Origin of the sequence: Pseudomonas sp. RSB 5.4 (assembly GCF_037126175.1) — a bacterium.
Taxonomy (GTDB): Bacteria; Pseudomonadota; Gammaproteobacteria; order Pseudomonadales; family Pseudomonadaceae; genus Aquipseudomonas; species Aquipseudomonas fluorescens_H.
This window is the reverse complement of record NZ_CP146986.1, coordinates 5,457,040-5,472,810: the sequence shown is the minus strand read 5'-3', so window position 1 is coordinate 5,472,810 and position 15,771 is coordinate 5,457,040. Positions and strand designations below refer to the sequence as shown.

12 protein-coding genes are annotated in these 15,771 nt (G+C 55.1%); 5 read left to right on the top strand and 7 right to left on the bottom strand.

The annotated features are described in order from the left end of the window. Positions 1–23 precede the first annotated feature (23 nt). From V9L13_RS24585 to V9L13_RS24565, 5 genes are all read left to right on the top strand, one after another. Positions 24–1,010 carry an integrase domain-containing protein gene (locus tag V9L13_RS24585; RefSeq protein WP_338802902.1) on the top strand — a complete coding sequence of 329 codons (987 nt, stop codon included), beginning with the start codon at positions 24–26 and terminating at the stop codon, positions 1,008–1,010. Beyond that, positions 1,007–1,294, top strand: a complete 288-nt coding sequence (locus tag V9L13_RS24580) for a hypothetical protein (protein ID WP_338800780.1) — start codon at positions 1,007–1,009, stop codon at positions 1,292–1,294. Before V9L13_RS24585 ends, V9L13_RS24580 begins: the two co-directional genes overlap by 4 nt. A 669-nt stretch (positions 1,295–1,963) precedes the next feature. Then, positions 1,964–2,764 (top strand): hypothetical protein, encoded by an 801-nt coding sequence (locus tag V9L13_RS24575; RefSeq protein ID WP_338800779.1) that lies wholly within the window; start codon positions 1,964–1,966, stop codon positions 2,762–2,764. Between the two features lies 1 nt (position 2,765). Next, complete coding sequence (locus tag V9L13_RS24570; protein ID WP_338800778.1) at positions 2,766–4,211, top strand: DEAD/DEAH box helicase; 1,446 nt, start codon at positions 2,766–2,768, stop codon at positions 4,209–4,211. Continuing rightward, on the top strand, positions 4,192–5,232 hold the full coding sequence (locus V9L13_RS24565) for a hypothetical protein (protein WP_338800777.1): 1,041 nt from the start codon (positions 4,192–4,194) through the stop codon (positions 5,230–5,232). Before V9L13_RS24570 ends, V9L13_RS24565 begins: the two co-directional genes overlap by 20 nt. 172 nt (positions 5,233–5,404) lie before the next feature. On the opposite strand, the gene brxL is transcribed toward V9L13_RS24565, so the two are convergent. The 7 genes from brxL to pglX (V9L13_RS24530) form a co-directional block, all read right to left on the bottom strand. Next, entirely contained in the window at positions 5,405–7,498 is a 2,094-nt protein-coding gene (gene brxL, locus V9L13_RS24560) for a BREX system Lon protease-like protein BrxL (RefSeq protein ID WP_338800776.1), read from the bottom strand. 12 nt (positions 7,499–7,510) lie between these two features. Beyond that, the gene (gene pglZ, locus V9L13_RS24555) at positions 7,511–10,024 is read right to left on the bottom strand and encodes a BREX-1 system phosphatase PglZ type A (RefSeq protein ID WP_338800775.1); all 2,514 of its coding nucleotides are present in this window, start codon (positions 10,022–10,024) and stop codon (positions 7,511–7,513) included. A gap of 171 nt (positions 10,025–10,195) precedes the next feature. Continuing rightward, entirely contained in the window at positions 10,196–11,941 is a 1,746-nt protein-coding gene (gene pglX / locus V9L13_RS24550) for a BREX-1 system adenine-specific DNA-methyltransferase PglX (protein WP_338800774.1), read from the bottom strand. Next, positions 11,938–12,114 carry a hypothetical protein gene (locus V9L13_RS24545; protein ID WP_338800773.1) on the bottom strand — a complete coding sequence of 59 codons (177 nt, stop codon included), beginning with the start codon at positions 12,112–12,114 and terminating at the stop codon, positions 11,938–11,940. The genes pglX (V9L13_RS24550) and V9L13_RS24545 overlap by 4 nt, the downstream gene beginning before the upstream one ends. 103 nt (positions 12,115–12,217) lie before the next feature. Continuing rightward, a complete protein-coding gene (locus V9L13_RS24540; protein ID WP_338800772.1) occupies positions 12,218–12,775 on the bottom strand; it encodes a hypothetical protein in 558 nt (185 codons plus the stop codon). Next, positions 12,775–13,914: an AAA family ATPase gene (locus V9L13_RS24535; protein WP_338800771.1), complete on the bottom strand. Its 1,140-nt coding sequence runs from the start codon at positions 13,912–13,914 to the stop codon at positions 12,775–12,777. The genes V9L13_RS24540 and V9L13_RS24535 overlap by 1 nt, the downstream gene beginning before the upstream one ends. Further along, positions 13,911–15,719, bottom strand: coding sequence for a BREX-1 system adenine-specific DNA-methyltransferase PglX (pglX, locus tag V9L13_RS24530; protein WP_338800770.1), 1,809 nt, complete (start codon positions 15,717–15,719; stop codon positions 13,911–13,913). Before pglX (V9L13_RS24530) ends, V9L13_RS24535 begins: the two co-directional genes overlap by 4 nt. Between the last annotated feature and the right edge of the window lie 52 nt (positions 15,720–15,771).

The window sequence follows — 15,771 nt, the reverse complement described above, 5'->3', positions numbered from 1 at the left end:
CTCAACATTCTTGGCGGGATGACGTGGGGCGGGGATTGGTGGGTAGACGCGATGGCCGCAATTTTGGCTACGGCAGGCAATTGAGCTACGCAGGGCCGCAAGCGCTAAAGGACAGGTTCGGCGGTGGCCACTACGGCACGGTTAAGGCGCACTGTGATCGGTGGCAGGCATTCGTCAGATGGTGCCGCTCCGAACAGGGGCCCGGTATCAATGATGCGCGGCAGGTTGATCGGAAGGTGTTGGCCGACTATGCGGCATATCTGAGCGACGTGGTTAGGCGCGGTGAGCTTGCTGTCAGCACCGCACAAAACCGGCTTTCCAGCGTGAACAGGACCATGGCGGCGCTTCGCGGTGATCAGTCCGTGAAATTACCCAGCCCGAGCAAGGCGTTGGGTATGCAGCGTAGCGGGGTTCGACAGTCGGTGCCGCAGGGCCAAGACCGCGCAAAGGTTAAACAGATCGTCGATGCACTTTGTCGCCAACATCAGCTACGGGCCGCCGCAATCGTTCTGTTGGCGCGAGCCACCGGAATGCGCTTGCGTGAGGTAATCTTGGCTGATCTGCCACGGCTAAGCCGTGAGACTGAAGCCTGCGGCAAAATCAACATCCAGGACGGCACCAAAGGTGGTCGCGCCGGCGCCTCGGCACCACGTTGGATTGAGGTGGATAACCATATTCGTCATGCACTGAGGTTCGCGACGCTAGTGTCGCCAACCGGTAGCCGCAACATGATTGCGCCACACGAAAGCTACCTGGGCGTACTGCAAGAAGTCATCCGCCCTGCACGGGACATCCTGCATGACCACGACCTTAAAGGTTTCCATGAGCTTCGAGCGGCGTATGCCTGTGAGCGCTACGAGCAGATCACCCAACACCCCGCGCCAATCAATGGTGGCAAATGTTGCCAGGTAGATAGGGACCTTGATCGCGAGGCCCGGAGGCAAATCAGCTATGAGTTGGGGCACGGTCGGATAGACGTGGTAGCGGCCTACATTGGTGGCCGGGCATGAGCAAGCCATTCGATATGGAGCTGTTCTTGGCTGGCGTTCTGACCGGCTCGCACGCAACCCGGCAACGACATGTACGACAAGCGAAAATCGTCCAGGCTGAAATCGCAATGCGGTGGCAGCGAGAAACCCCTTGGGCTTGGCAGAGAAAACATGTGTCTTGGTTCCTTGAGCATCGCCTAGATCAACGCAGCGACGCGACGCGGTACTACTATTTGCTGACCGTACGGCTGCTCACTCGTCGTTTAGAAAAACCATGGACGTTCTACCTCAGAGCGAGCATATGATTTTGATAGTCACGACCAACTACAGACGATCCAAACTTCCCTCAGCAAGGCTGCAGTTGAGCAAGCGTTTCAGGACATCGCAGTAGGTCATACTGCCAGCCCCTACTTCATCCAACTTTATTGGTTATTGTCGTCTTTCTTTGCTGCCTGTACGGAGGAGCTTTCGGGTGTGTGATATGTCGGGAATGATGGAGCGAGCTCAAAAGCAGGAATTCGCTGCGTCATCCCGCCCCAATCGCTAGCTTTATTCCAGATCGCAACTTCGATACTTGCTTGAGGATCAGGGGCACAGATGCCCGCGCGATGCCCACTCTTTGCTGTTGAGGTCAAGGATGATGAGGTTTATTACGGAAGCTTGTAATCAGTAAAATTCGGGGCGGCTTCATCTCTGTCAATGACAAACGCCATTCAAACACCTGTATATAAACACAGCAAAACGTAATCTCCGACTATCTTCATCAATATTTTTTGCAGTTTTCTTTACCACCACCGATTGATCACGCTAATTTGAAAGGATGCAGGCACAGTGCCGCTATTGGGGATGCTAGAATAGCATTCGCATGCGCGTACCGATGCCCATCAGGTGCCTACCCTTAATCAGGGCGGGATCATTGATCGTGCGCAGCAACCGCATGAGGACTCTGCGGTTTCGTGCTTGTGGGAAGTGTTATGGATGGCGTGAGCTTCAAGCAGGTAGACCAGTATGCTCTGTGTTGTGTTGAAGACTTTTCTGATGAGCTCAAGTTCGCGCTGAGGGAGAACCTCACGCGGATCTGCCACGGCACCGATCAGGCCAGCAAGGACAGGGCAATCTACAAGTACCCTGCGACGATCAGGCATTTCTGGAACGAGCGCTACTCCAAGAAGCCCTGGGAAACCCGGATCGGCATGCTCGGCGAGCTTCTGTCGCACGTCATCATCCTGAAGCTTTTCCCCGACTTCGACGTCGTCTCGCCGTTCTTCAACATGGAAGAAAAGAGCATCCGGAAGGGCTTCGATCTCCTTCTGTACGAGACCTCAACCAACAACGTTTGGATCACCGAGGTCAAATCGGGAGGTCGAGGGGCCGACAAGACTTCTTGCTCGGCCACCAGTGCACTGTTGCGCCTAGCTCGGGATGATCTCAAGAAGCGCTTGGCTGAGCCGGAGCTCAACCATTGGCTCAATGCGATCAATGCCGCGAAAAACGCCATCCACAACAAAGCCAATTACCGGGACTCCGTCATTGAGATCTTGGAGCTGGAAGGCGATTTAGCCGAAGAAGATGAGGCGACTGCTTCGGACAACAATGTGTTTCTGATCTCTGCCTTGTTCAGCGATGTGTCCCAGGCCATCGCCGAAAATACCGTTTCAAAATTCACCACCAAGCTGGTGGCTGAGGCAGTGTTCAAAACGGTGTGGGTGCTATCCCTCCACAAAGGCACCATGGAAAAGCTGGAAGAGTTCTTGAGGCAGGAGGCGGAGCAGTAGCATGGAAGAGCTGACCATCAGGAAGCTGGGCAACACCAAGTTCAAGGATCTGTATTTCCAACTCCTCAAAGGAGACGAACTGGGTAACACGCAGACCGTGAAGCTTCTGGCTATCGCCGTGCTGCTCCTGAACCATAGGACGCCCGAAATTCAGCGTCTTGGCTATCGCATTATCCTGTTTTACGGGAACGCTTCGGGCCAGTACCAGGCGCTGTACGATGTAGCACTGAACAGCGGCCTACACCCTGTCTCAGCAGTGATCAGCAGCTACTTTTCCAAGGACGATCACCGCAGCGAGTCGTTCATCCGAAACATCGTGGGCAGCTATGTCGATACCTTCCGTGATCAGGGCATCGTGCTGACTGAGCAACAGGACGCCCTGCGAACATTTGTGCAGTCGGAGTACCGTAAGTCGTCAGTCGTGGTTGCTCCGACCAGCTACGGCAAATCAGAGCTCATCATCCAATCTGTGAGGGAAAATCCGGGGCTGCGGGTGCTGATCCTCGTACCCTCAAAAGCCCTGCTGGCCCAGACGAAGAAGCGGTTGATCTACGCGGACATCGAGGGGTTGGGCAAGGTGGTGACCCACCCCGAGATGTATTCGGTGGAGCGGAATAACAGGGCATTTGTCCTGACCCAAGAGCGGCTCAACAGGCTCTTGAATGAGAACGCCGGGCTGAGCTTCGATATGGTCTTCGTCGATGAGGCCCACAACCTGCTGCAGAGCGACCGCAGAAGTGAGCTACTGGCGGCCATGCTATGCATCTTGGGGGCTCGTAACCCGGAGACGTCATTCAAATTCCTGACCCCCTTCCTCTGCGATGAGCTCAACGTCCGTGTGCGCTTCCTGGACATGATCCCGACCGGGTTCAAGATCGATGAGTACATCAAGTCGGAGCGCTTTTACGTCAAGGACTTCAGAACAGGGAAGGGCCAGACGAAGCTCAAGCTTTATGACCATTTCCTGAATGACTGGATGGAGTTCGATCGGAGGTATACCAACTGCTTCGAGCTCATCAAACACGAAGCGCTGTCCAAAAACATCGTTTACGGCAATAAGAAGAAAAGCATTGAGTCGTTCGCGGTCGAGCTGGCAGCGGTTCTGCCGCCTGTGGACTGCCCATTGATTCAAACTGCCTGTGACGAGCTCACAGAGCTTTTTGACTGGCGCTACAAACTGATCGGCTGCCTGCGCAAAGGGGTCATGTACCACCATGGTTCGATCCCTGACACCATCCGGCTGTACCTGGAAAATCTATTCAGCAGCTCCAAGCAGATGAGGTTTCTGGTCTGCAACTCTACGCTTTTGGAAGGGGTGAACCTGCCGATCGAACGACTCTTCGTCTTTGATTTTTTCAAAGGGAAGAAAAAAGCTGACGCCCTCTCAATTCAAGAACTTAGTCGGGCGCGTCAACCGGTTCAGCGAGGTGTTCGCGCCTGGCGCTGAGGCTGCGCTGAGAAAGCTGGAGTCTAGCATTTACCTCTTGGGGGTAAATGGCTACACGCGCGACAACGCAGCGCTTGAGACTTTCTACGATAAATCGGTCAACGTCTCTAAAGTCGTCACGGACACCGTCAGCAACGTTCTGCTTGAAGCTACCAAGATCATTGATGGGAAGGTCTCGGAGCTCTACGATGACGCAGTGGCTCGCCTTGAGAATTTGCATCCTGGCGTGGTTCAAGGTCGGGAATATCGGTACGTCACCACTCAGGTAGGCAAGCTCCTCATCGCGAACAGTGTCACTGAAATTGACGTGTTCTCTGAGGAGGAGGCAATTGAACGGAAGATCAAGCGTGGCATCGAGGCGAACGGTGTGATTAATACCGTGGACAGGCTGATGCTTGCCATCTCCAAATCGTTCGTTGATCACTTCGATGACAGCCGAGAGTACAGCGACCTCGTGCGCCTCAAGCAAGAGCCTGCCCGGAACTTCTACGCCATGATTCTGGATTGGAAGCTTAAGAAACTCAGCGTCAAGCAGACGATCCGACAGACGCTTGCCTACTGGAAAAAGCTAGTTGAGACTAGCCATAGCGATCACGTGTTCGTGGGTAAATGGGGGGATACCAAGTACCGTGACAGCAAGTACGAGAATTGGGTGAGGATCTCCCAAAAGGATGACGGCGAGCGGATCAACTTGGCGATCGTCCGCCTGAAGGATGAGGACGACTTCTTTGACAACAAGATCTTCAAGTTCGTCGAAGTGCTAAATGGCGTCGGTGCCCTGGATGCTGGGTTCTACAAGCTTATCAAATACGGCACTGCGGATGACACCAAGATCAAGCTCATCCGCGACGGCTACAGCCATGGCCTGGCGGATCTGGTGTTGGAACGGTACCCCGAAACCGTGCGTGCGACGCTCGGCGGCGAAATCGACGTGAGCCCTCGCCTTGTCAACATGATGATCAATAACCAGGAAAGCGATTTGTTGATATTTGAGGCCAAGATGAATCTCAAACCAGCCTAATTTTGACCATAAGTGGGAGTACGGGAAGAACCAATGAATATAGGGCCGCTCCGGAATTGGAGCCGGACTCCCTGGCTCCTCGAATATCACTTAGATTAGGCGCTAGCTAAAAGCACCAAGAGCTTGTAAAAAGCGCTGAAGATCTTGGGCCGGAAACACCTCCTCCAGCGTATCACTGCCCAGCATCCTCGACCCGAATGAACGTTGCGCTGAACTCCTTGCATTGACGATGTTGCTGTAGGCGATTCGCAAAGCTAAACGCGTCGTTCAGCTCGAATCGCTGGAAGATGTCCAACCCCCGCCCGAGAACGATTTTCCAGCCCCTATCAGTGGTGATGTCGCGATCGTGCTTGGTCCCTGTCGTGTCATACACCCAAGTGAATTGAATACCCACCCCAGCACAAGCTCCCGCGATTTTCTGCAGACTTTCGGTCTGGCGATCACCGTTAAACTCATCCTCAACGGTAACCACGTGCACAGCCACCTCCTCACCGGAGGCAAGCTGCTTACTGATCGTCTCCATCAGTTCCATAAGGTTACGCAATTGGTGGAACATCCGGAGGTATGGATCTACAACGATGACCCGCTTGACCCCTTTTAAGTAGGGCCCAAACAGCTGATCGAAGGTGACGCCGCGCTGGTTCTCCTGGACTACCAGGTGCTGAGGTTTCAGCTCAGACTCGTTCCTCACCAAGACAGCAGCATGAACAGGCTGAGGACATACCGCATCGGTATCCCCCGTGGAAGCGGCGTTAGCAACATCGAATAGATCTAATTCCGAAACTTCGCTCGCCACTCGTCGGTGGTACTGGTTTGGGTACTCGCTCTCCTCTAAGTTGTAGACCAACCTCTCTACACCATCCGCTCCCTTATAGGTAAAACGCACAGTTGGGTAGGTTGTGTCGATACGCAGCAACTGATCTTTGACCCGCTTGCGTCCCTCTATAGCGCAGCGCAGCACATCTTCGACCTCGGACTCAGTTGCCTCACCATGAGGAAAGAGGATCTTCATTAACCCCGAGAAGGTCTTGTTGATACCGTCACGATCACGTGTGGAGATTTCATCCGACAAGGTGAACAGCCCCTTGTAACGATCCGAGAAGTCATGACTACGCAGTGAGCGAAGGATCTCGGCCAGATAATCGACCACAAAGCCGTAGCCGCCGGAGAACATCTCCCCACGGATCACGTCCACCTCCCAGCCCGGAATGTAACTGTGCAGACGGTCGAGGAAGGCCGAGTCGTGGAACTTCTCCGGCAGCGGGTCGAACAGGTCGCTGTGCTTGAGCATGTACGGCACTGTGTGATCGGTGTTGCCCACAAACACCATGCTGGCCTCGGCCCCAAGGGTTTCCACTCCCCGAGAAAACGACTTGTTGGCCATGTAGTTCTTCATGATGTCGACCAACGCCTTGTCCACCCGCTTCTGCTTGCCGGCAAATTCGTCGAAAGCCACTACATCCCAGTAGCCCACCAGGCCGAGCTTGCCTGTGCCGTTGTGGACGAACAGCTTGGGAACCGTCACCTCGCCACCGGAGATCAGGATGCCGTGCGGGGAGAACTCGGAATAAACGTGCGACTTACCGGTGCCCTTCGGCCCTAGCTCAATCAGGTTGTAGTTTCGCTCGCAGAATGGAATCAGACGGATCAGTTGCAAGAGCTTGTTGCGCTTGCCGAACATCTGCGGATTGAAGCCAATGCTCTGAATAAGTAGATCAATCCACTCATCCGTGGTGAACTGCTTGCGGGACTCCAGATAACCATCGAAATCAAAACGGGAGATCTGGATAGGCTTGAGCGAGGCCAGCACCCAGGGAGAAGCCGATTTATCCTCGGTGTAGTCATACTCCAGATCAGCGATGCACCACACCCCTCCGACCAACAGCTTCTGATGTGCCTTCACCGTGCTGGAGTCGATCAGCACCTTTTTTATCCCGAGGTTAGCGAACTCAGCCTCGTACACATCGTCTTTGTCGTTGAGAGAAACGCTGACCCGGTCGATGACCTTGTGGCGCCCTTTCTCCTTGATGGTCGAACGCACCAACCCCGCTTCGTTGCGATGCACATAGTGCTTGCGCAGAATTTCCTTAACCGTCTCGATGCCGGTTTGAATCGTCGACTCATCATTCGTTGCGCAGTACTGGCCCAGCAGGTACTCCAGCACGTAGGACGGCACGATGGCGTTGCCCTTAACAGCTTTGACCAGATCCTTCCGAACGACTAAGCCTGTAAAATGCTGGTTGATCTTCTCATCAAGCTGACTCATGAGGGCTCCCGCCTAAAAATCGAATTCACTGGTGAATGAACGACGAATCGTATACCGAGCGGCCTTGTACTGGGTGACATGTGAGGTGCCTTCAATCTGCTCTTCGAGTCGCAGCTCAACCTGCTGGTTGTTTGCTGCATCAGCTTTACGGCTCAGGATGAAGCGCACCGATAGCTCTCGCTCACGCGGATTTTCGGACGCGAAATCGAACGTCAGTTCATGCGAGTCGGAGATTAACTCACTGTCCAAGGTGTACAGCCCAGCACGCAACCGGCGAGCTTGTTTCTTCTCGGTGACCGCTTCGGACTGATACAGCACAACAGCCAATTGGCCAGTCGTGATGCTTCTGCTCCCGCCTCCGATAAACTCGACTTCCACACTTCCAACATCGCTCTGGCGCTTTTTGTTGATGCGCACAACCGGGATCACCACCTCTTGCAACGTGGCACCACCATGCACGAACCGGCTGCCAGAACCTTTGAGACGCAAGCGGTTGATCGACTTAGGGATCTGTACATCCAGCGATCCTTCCAGCCCCAACTGTTCAGGGGTGAATGTCCGGAAACCTGCTTGACTACGCAGACCACGCCCAATGACGAAACGCCGGTCGCGATAGAGCACCTCATCACCATCCGGCACATTGCTGAGAAAGTCGCTCTCTTCCAGCGGTCGATGCTGGTAGATGAAACCATGGTCTGCGGTGACCAAAAGGTTGCTGGCATTGGCGTTGGTCAGCTTCTTCACCAGGCGGACAAGCTCGGACAATGTCTCTTCTGCCGCGGCAAACACCCGCTCCTCGGTATCTCGCGTATCGCCAGTCTTGTCGATCAGGTTGTGGTAAACGTAAACCACATCGTGATCCCGCAGCAGCGCCCGTGAATCCGCCTGATTCATAGCCAGCAGGTCTTTGGCCAACACAACAGCAGAACTAGGCACCGCAGCAGCAAGAATCTTGCCGCGATTGGTCGAGCCCTGAGCGCTCTGACCATCCACTATCGCATCGCCGCTGTCGTTTTCAGCCAGCAGCAGTGCCTGGTTAGGTAGCAGCGCAGCCATCCCCAACTGCGTGTAACTCGGCAACATGGAAAGCGCCGGCTCCAGCTCGGCCTCAAAGCGGTCTTCACGGCGAATCAGGCTCTGCAGCTCTTCACCTACTTCATAACGGAAGGCATCCGAGATCAGCACGCAGACCTTAGTCTTTCGCTCAAGGAAGGGCTTTACGCAGCGACTGAAGAAATTCCGCTGCAGCATGATCGGAGCAGCCGTCCAGCTCGGAGCAGAGTCCACAAACTGCTGCCAACGACCATTGAGACGAGCCAGATAGTTGTTGGTGTACTGGTTTTCGATCTGAGCGCTGAGCTCCTCCAGCAAGGAGGCCTGGCCAGACTTGCGCGCGTGATGGACGAACTTTCGGTACAGCTGATCCAGCCGATACCAGCTCTTCGCATATTTCTCCACGCCATCTGACAAGGAGGTCATTTCCAGCTTTGCTGCATCCAGTGTCTGCAGAAACTGCGCGGCATGGTCCAGCGCCAGATAGACATCCTCGAAATGGTGGAACCAATGACTCTGGCGTCGCAGACGAACAGACTGCTCCACATCGGCAGCAGTCGCAGTTCGGGCTACCGTCGCGCGAACCAGTTCACTGAGGATCTTGCGGTCGATCAGCTCGAAGTAGTCGAGCTCCAGGAGTATCCGGTAATCAAGCTTATGTAGCTTGTCACCAATCTGTAGTACCTCTGCACACTGAGCAGAGAGCAGCTCGAAGCTGCTCTCATGTGAACGACTGTCTTTCCAGCGTCTGAGAAAAACCAGCGACTCGGCTGACAAGCGCGCCTTGTACTCAGGGTCCGTGCCCATCATGAAGCAGGCCTTGAACAGCTCGATCACGAAATCGTGCAATCCCGGCTGGTCCGACACATAGCCGTAGGCGCGCTTCATCTGCTCCCAGAGGAAGCTGCCCAGGCCGCTTGTTTCGATGAGCTTGATGCACGCACTTTCAGCATTGGCGAGCTCAGCCAGCAGCTCCTCAACAATCACATCCAGTCGCGGCTCACCCTTTGCGCCAGCGCAGACAGCAAGCATCTTGAAACGTAGCATGCTCTGCGAGTCGCCTGGCTGCAGCAGCTTATGCAACTGCTCACGCCGCTTGGCCGCGGTGAAGAAGGCTGCATGCTCCTCCAGCACCGGATAGCAGTCCGGCCCCAACTCCAGCTCAGCCAGCCACAAGGCAAGCTGGTCCGTGCGGAAAGTATTGCCGCTGGCCAGTTGCACATCGAGCAACCAGTTATCCAGATAGGCGGGCTCGGCACCCTCGCGGTATAGCAGAAACTTCTGCAAGGGGTGTTCGCGCAAGACTCGGTACTTAACACCGAACTCGTTGTTGGCCAGCTCGATTTTCTCTATACCCGGCAGCTCTAGCGATTCGAAATCCGCACGGAACTCCAGGCGATTGTCGTACCAGAAGACAATCCGCTGTTTCTCGAACAGGTTGGTCAGCGCCTGGGTGATCTTGGAGTTGCTCATCGTTGAGCCATCCTCGCCTGTAAAGTCTCAACGAAACGCCTCGCCCACGGCGAACCATTAGGCCCTATGATCACGTTCAGCGACTCCAGCGCTACCGCTGCGGTAGACTCGCCAAAGCTGAGGAAATTGGTAAGCCGTATCGATTGAATAAGCATCTTTCTCTCCTGCACCTCAGTCCTCGCCCTTGGCGTCCAGCCCGACGATCTTCTTCAGCGCCCCCCCCAATTTGAGGTAGTTGACCTTGACGCCATCGTCCAGATCCAGCTCACGCTGCTCGGTAGCCAACGGATAGAGCGTGTCGCGCTCGTAGTCGTCCAGCTCCAGCAACTGCTTCTTGACGACTTCAGCCTCCTTGATGGCCTTGGTCTTTTCGCTCGGGCTGGCAGAGCTGCTGATGGCCACCTGCTGCAAATAGTCCAGACGCGAAGCGAGCTTCTTGCGAAAATCACGCAGGTAGCTGAGCACCACGCTGACGGTGTCCGGGCGGTAACGATGCAGATAGACCAGCGCGCTGAAGGTGCCCTTCGGACTGCTGAACAGCCAGTAGATAGGACGCTTCTTGTAGCGTTTCACATGATCAGCATAGAACTCGCCGAGGAAGTAATCGCGCAGGCTGTAGTTGCGCTTGCCCTTAGCATTAAGCGCTTGTTCGATAAAGGCGAGGTTGTCCTCATAATGCACATCACCAAACGCCACGCGCAGAAACTGGCGGAAACGCAGGGTAACGTCGTCCGGGAACCAGTCACCGTCGAGCAGCGGGATCACATTGTCGTCATCGGCAGGGAAGCTAGGCTGTGGCACCTGGGCTAGATAGTCAGCCAGCGTCTCGCCCTGATTGGCCAGAACCAGTCCCGCCCTCTCCAAGCTGTAGCGGCCGAACATGCAGCCCACGGCGTAGCTCACCAGCTCGCGCATGGTGTCAGCCAGCAACAGGGCTTCCAGCTCTTCTTCGGTCTTGTTGCCAGCGTAGCGGTAATGGGGGTTGCAAGTGAGCGTGATCTCGTTTAACCGAACTTCGGGCTTCAGCTCGTCTTGCAGGCCGTAAGCGTCAATGAAGATACGGTTGTTTTCTTCCTCCAGGCGCTGCATTTCCAGCACCATCTCTCGCCAGTAAGTGCGCAGTTTCTGATAGGTGCCCTTGAGCGTTGGCTGGCGATAGTCGGGTTGTAACAGTGGGAGACTGGTGAAGTCCCAAGAACTTTCTGATGAGTCCCAATCTGTTCGGGAAATTGCGATGCACGACTTTGCTATTGACCGATCTGCCAACGCCAAAGCCGATTCAAGAATTGGAAACTTTTCAATATCACCTGCCTGGAAGTTCAATGTCGGATTCAAGCTTTGAATTATACCAAGCAACTTGGTTGAAAGAAGACATAGAAAAAATTCAGGATCGCTAGGGAATATTGCCGTGCATGCATCTGCATAGATTTCGGCGACTTCCTTCACTCTGAAAGAAAGATTGCCAGACGTGACGCGAGATGTAAGCAGCCCTGCCTGAAAATATGTACTTTCATTTTTAACTACTAATGCGTAATTGCCTTTTAGGTATGGATACTTGTCTGCAACGTAAGTCTTGATTTCACGACCATCATCCTCCCAGTTGACAAGATGCTCAACGTTGCCGAACCATTTTCTGAATCCTCCACCTTTGGCGAAACGGAACCACTTCTCCCCGATAGATGAAGCGGAAGGTTCATGAACGTATCGAACGAAGGTGGCACTATCACTAGTCTGAAGGCCCGTCGAGCCCTTTGAATACGCGCGCAGTGGTTCGCCTTCGTTGAATGCCTTCAATACGAAGTCGCTAAGCCAGTAGGCGACTGGCCCCCCTGGAATTTTCTTGAAGTCTGCAGCAGAAGCCCGAAAAAAATACTTCTCCATGCCCTGCTCGTGACTGTTGTTATGGCTCTCACTCACTCTTTCTCTCCCGCCGGCAATACCTTGCGGCCAAAGTCAATTTCAAATCCATCCGGCACCGGTTTGAACGGTTTGGCCGGTGAGCGATGGCTGCCCTGGAACTGGCGCAGCGCGTGCACGTCAATTTCGCCGACTACGCAATAACGGGTCAAACCGCCCGTAACTCGCAGCACATCACGCTCGCATAGTCCGCAATCGCGTCCAGCGAGGCATGGGCCGATTAGTACAGGTCTACCTTGGCTTTGCGATAGGCTAAGCCGAGATCTTGCAGAATGATCACTGAATAGCCGCCTCCGGAACGAGCCGAGCCATGGGCGCTTCACGACGCAATGGCCACTCAGGAAACTGATGATTCCATGAGTCAACCGAGAGCACCATACAGTCTGCAATGTGCTGACGTTTCCAGGCCTCGAAGGATTCCTCCCGGATATCTGACAGCAGACGGTCCTTAAAACCGAACATGAGTGCCTTCTGGAGATCTGGGTCAAATGCATCCAGGCCGAGCAGCACCACATATTTGAAGGGCTTGCTGTCGCGCTCCATCAAGTGAAGATAGAGGTAGGAGTCACGTGCCTTGGGTGTTAGCTCCTGTGACAGGACTGAGTTGTCAGCCAACCGCTTCAGATATGCATTGCGGTCCTTGTCCTGGCTTCGCGAGTGCGATGGATCTTTGATCTCGACTAGGAGAATGTCCTTATCGCGCTCGATCACTAGGTCGACGAACTTCATTCGCACAGGCAGCTTGACACCTTGTTTGTCCAGCTCACTCCAGCTCAATCCATCAGGGAAATCGAACAGCAGCTCAGCGGTTTCTTCAGCGCGGTATGCCGGCATCACTCGCCTCCCAATGCGCGCTTGACGTCTTCGTCGTAAAGCTCAGCGAAGGTGTTGCTGATAGCGCTGCGACCGACAATGCTGTAGTCCGCTTGGCTTTCTCGCAGAATGTCGTCACTACCAGCTTCGCGATACAGACGATGGAAGATCACGTGATCCCCTTTGCCCTTGTCCATCAGCAGGTCGAACCACTTGAGCAGCACGTAGTCGTGCGTGGCGAGGATGATTTGCTGGCCGTTGCGGGCCAGCTCCAGCAGGGCCAGCACCAGATCCTTCATCAGCTTGGGGTTAAGGTTGGATTCGGGCTCATCCCACAGCAGTGGGCCGGAGGTGCCGGGGTTGAGACTGCCGTTGCTGAGCAGGCGCTGCAGAACGCCGATCTTACGGAAGCCCTCGGCCGTCATGCCACTGGAAAGGCGGTGTTTGCTGCCGGGCACGAACTTCCACTCGGTGCTGTCCTGGTACATCTGCGCGTGCTGCGCTTTGCTGCGCGTGGCGGCGTCCTTCTCTTCGTAGCGGCCCGGCTCGAACACGAAGCGGCCGTTTTCCAGCAGGTACTGACCACCGATCAGGTTGGCCAGGCGGGGCACGATGTTGGCGAACTTCGGGTCAAGCTGAACCTTGACGTTCAGGTCATTGGCGCCTTCCCTAACCAGCTGGCGTGCCAGGTCCAGGTAGCCATCGTCGAAGATGCGCTCGATGGTGGGCAGGTCGGGCTGCTCGGCCGTCAGGCCACGCACCAGCGACAGCACCTCCTTGGTCGGGATGAAGATGGCGGGGGCCGGCGCCCCCCCGATAGGAGCAGTGACATTGGCTACGGTGTCCTTGCCATAGAACTTGGCTGTAATCACTTGCTCCATTGCGAAGGTGCTTTTGAGTACAGACTTCCCTCGGGTGCCAGCACGACGCAGCTCGCCCACTTGCCCTCTGAGCGGGTGGTAGAGCCGACACAGCTTGCGGGCCAGTTGCTCATCGGCCTGCTCTCCTCGGGCTTCTAGAGCGCTCAGCGCCAGTACGGCCTTGAGCAACTGGGTCTTGCCGGTGCCGTTCTCACCAAGCACGATGTTGATGCCTGGCGAGAAGTCAATGGTCAGATCGGTGAAGGCAGTGAAGTTCTTGAGCTGCAGATTGGCGATCATGCGACCCTACCTTGAACGATGGCCTTGGCCATCATTTCCATCTTTTCCGATTCCGAATTGCCATCCACCAGGCGCATGTAAGCGCCCCGGTAATCGGGCTTGTGAGCATTTTCCAGCACAAAGGCCGTAGTCGAAACAACCTCACCACCGATGCTATCGAAGGCCCGTGTCCCCAAATGCGCCATGGAGAGGATGGTATGCTGAGTCAGAATACGACTGCGCAGGGACTCGAATGAGGAAAGGAACATCCAGCTCTGCATGGTGATCATGGCGACAGCTCCGCCCTTCACCGCCAGATCTAGGTTGCGTTCGATGAACATCGCAAACAGGTCAGATTTGCTGCTCGGGAAATTCTCTTTAGCCCAAGTGCTCAAGCGCGGATTCATCCCCTTGCCCCCCATATAAGGTGGGTTGGCTACGACCACCGCGTAGCGCGGACTCAAGGCGTCAGCCATGCGCAGAACGATCAGCACTTTTTTATGTGTCTCGGCCAGGAACAGGTTATTGCTCATGTCCTTGCTCTCCAGCGTGTCCAGCACATCGGCCACATTAGCAACCTTGGGCACAATCAACGAACCGAAGTTGTCGGCTTCGCTGAACTGTTCCAGCGTTTCGCGCAGGCCGTAGGTGAATAAGTCACGCCCGACAAAGCCAATGTACTCGTCCAGCTCTTCGCGGCTGAAGCTCACCTTCTCCAGCATGCAGATATTGGGCTTGACGCCTTTATTGAAGAAGCGCCGCTGGCGGGTGCGGGCTTTCATGGTGAGCGAAAAGGCAGCTAGCTCTCCTGCACGCTCATCCAGCTCGACGCCAAATAGGTTGTGGGTGAGAATCTTCTCGGGGATCTCAGCCGGATCAAAGCCCTCCTCTTCGTACATCGCATATAACAGGTCAAAGGCGTAGGTGAGCATGTGGCCGGAGCCACACGCAGGGTCGCAGACCTTGATGTCCTCGGGGCCGGTGATCTTGAGGAAATCACCCTCTGGCTTCTCCGGTGGGATGTAGTAGTCCATCTGCTCAACTAGCCGGGAGTTAGGACGGTTGAGCAGCCAGAGACGACCCAGAGAGTTGTCCACTAGGTAACGCACGATCCAGTGCGGGGTGAACAGCTGAGTGGCGGCGGGGATGTTCTCCGGGGTGATCTTCTGGTTCTTCTTCAACCCCTCGAAGACGGCGTCCTTCTTCTCGGAGATGTAGAACTGGTACAGCCAGCCGATGACTTCCACGTCTTCGCAAGCGTCCGGCGTCATGGCCTCGCGCGTGTAGGCCAGGATGGAATTGCCCGAAAGTAAGTCGTCGGGCATCAGCAGCTCGGTGTAGTCATCAATGCGTTCGAACAGAAAGGGCATTGCCTGGTACCAAGCGTTGCACGCTGCAACAAGCAGCAGACGGTAGGCTTCGCCCTGAGCGTCGTTGCTAGGTGCGCGCCCCGCTAGAAGATCCAGGATCTTCTGACGAACCTGGCTCGGTACCATCTCTTCGTCAATATGCCCCATCTTGGCTTCAGCCAGGATCTCGGGCTGGAACTGGCCCTCAGCCGGTGACACCACGCCAATGCGGGTGTAGCGGTTTACGTCCATGAAGCGCAAGGCACAGAAGCGGTTGAACCAGATGTAGGCAACCCGCTCTTCCACATGCTCGCGACCGGAGCTGCTAATCACTTTTTCCAGCTCAGCCACTACCTGGGCTCGCTCACGGCGTGCAGCACTTTGCGGTGCCAGTACCACATCCAACTTGCCGCTCACCTGATCAAGCAAGATGCGACGTGCATATTGGGCAAATTTCTTGAGTTTGCTGGTATCCATCAATCCCCCACTCAGCCATTCAACCGAACGACCAAAGACTTAGCCTCGCATC

Excerpts from the sequence above, each read along its gene's own strand:
- V9L13_RS24580 (WP_338800780.1), top strand. The coding sequence starts at position 1,007 with ATGAGCAAGCCATTCGATATGGAGCTGTTCTTGGCTGGCGTTCTGACC.
- V9L13_RS24575 (WP_338800779.1), top strand. The coding sequence starts at position 1,964 with ATGGATGGCGTGAGCTTCAAGCAGGTAGACCAGTATGCTCTGTGTTGT.
- V9L13_RS24570 (WP_338800778.1), top strand. The coding sequence starts at position 2,766 with ATGGAAGAGCTGACCATCAGGAAGCTGGGCAACACCAAGTTCAAGGAT.
- brxL (WP_338800776.1), bottom strand. The coding sequence starts at position 7,498 with ATGAGTCAGCTTGATGAGAAGATCAACCAGCATTTTACAGGCTTAGTC.
- pglZ (WP_338800775.1), bottom strand. The coding sequence starts at position 10,024 with ATGAGCAACTCCAAGATCACCCAGGCGCTGACCAACCTGTTCGAGAAA.
- V9L13_RS24540 (WP_338800772.1), bottom strand. The coding sequence starts at position 12,775 with ATGCCGGCATACCGCGCTGAAGAAACCGCTGAGCTGCTGTTCGATTTC.
- V9L13_RS24535 (WP_338800771.1), bottom strand. The coding sequence starts at position 13,914 with ATGATCGCCAATCTGCAGCTCAAGAACTTCACTGCCTTCACCGATCTG.
- pglX (WP_338800770.1), bottom strand. The coding sequence starts at position 15,719 with ATGGATACCAGCAAACTCAAGAAATTTGCCCAATATGCACGTCGCATC.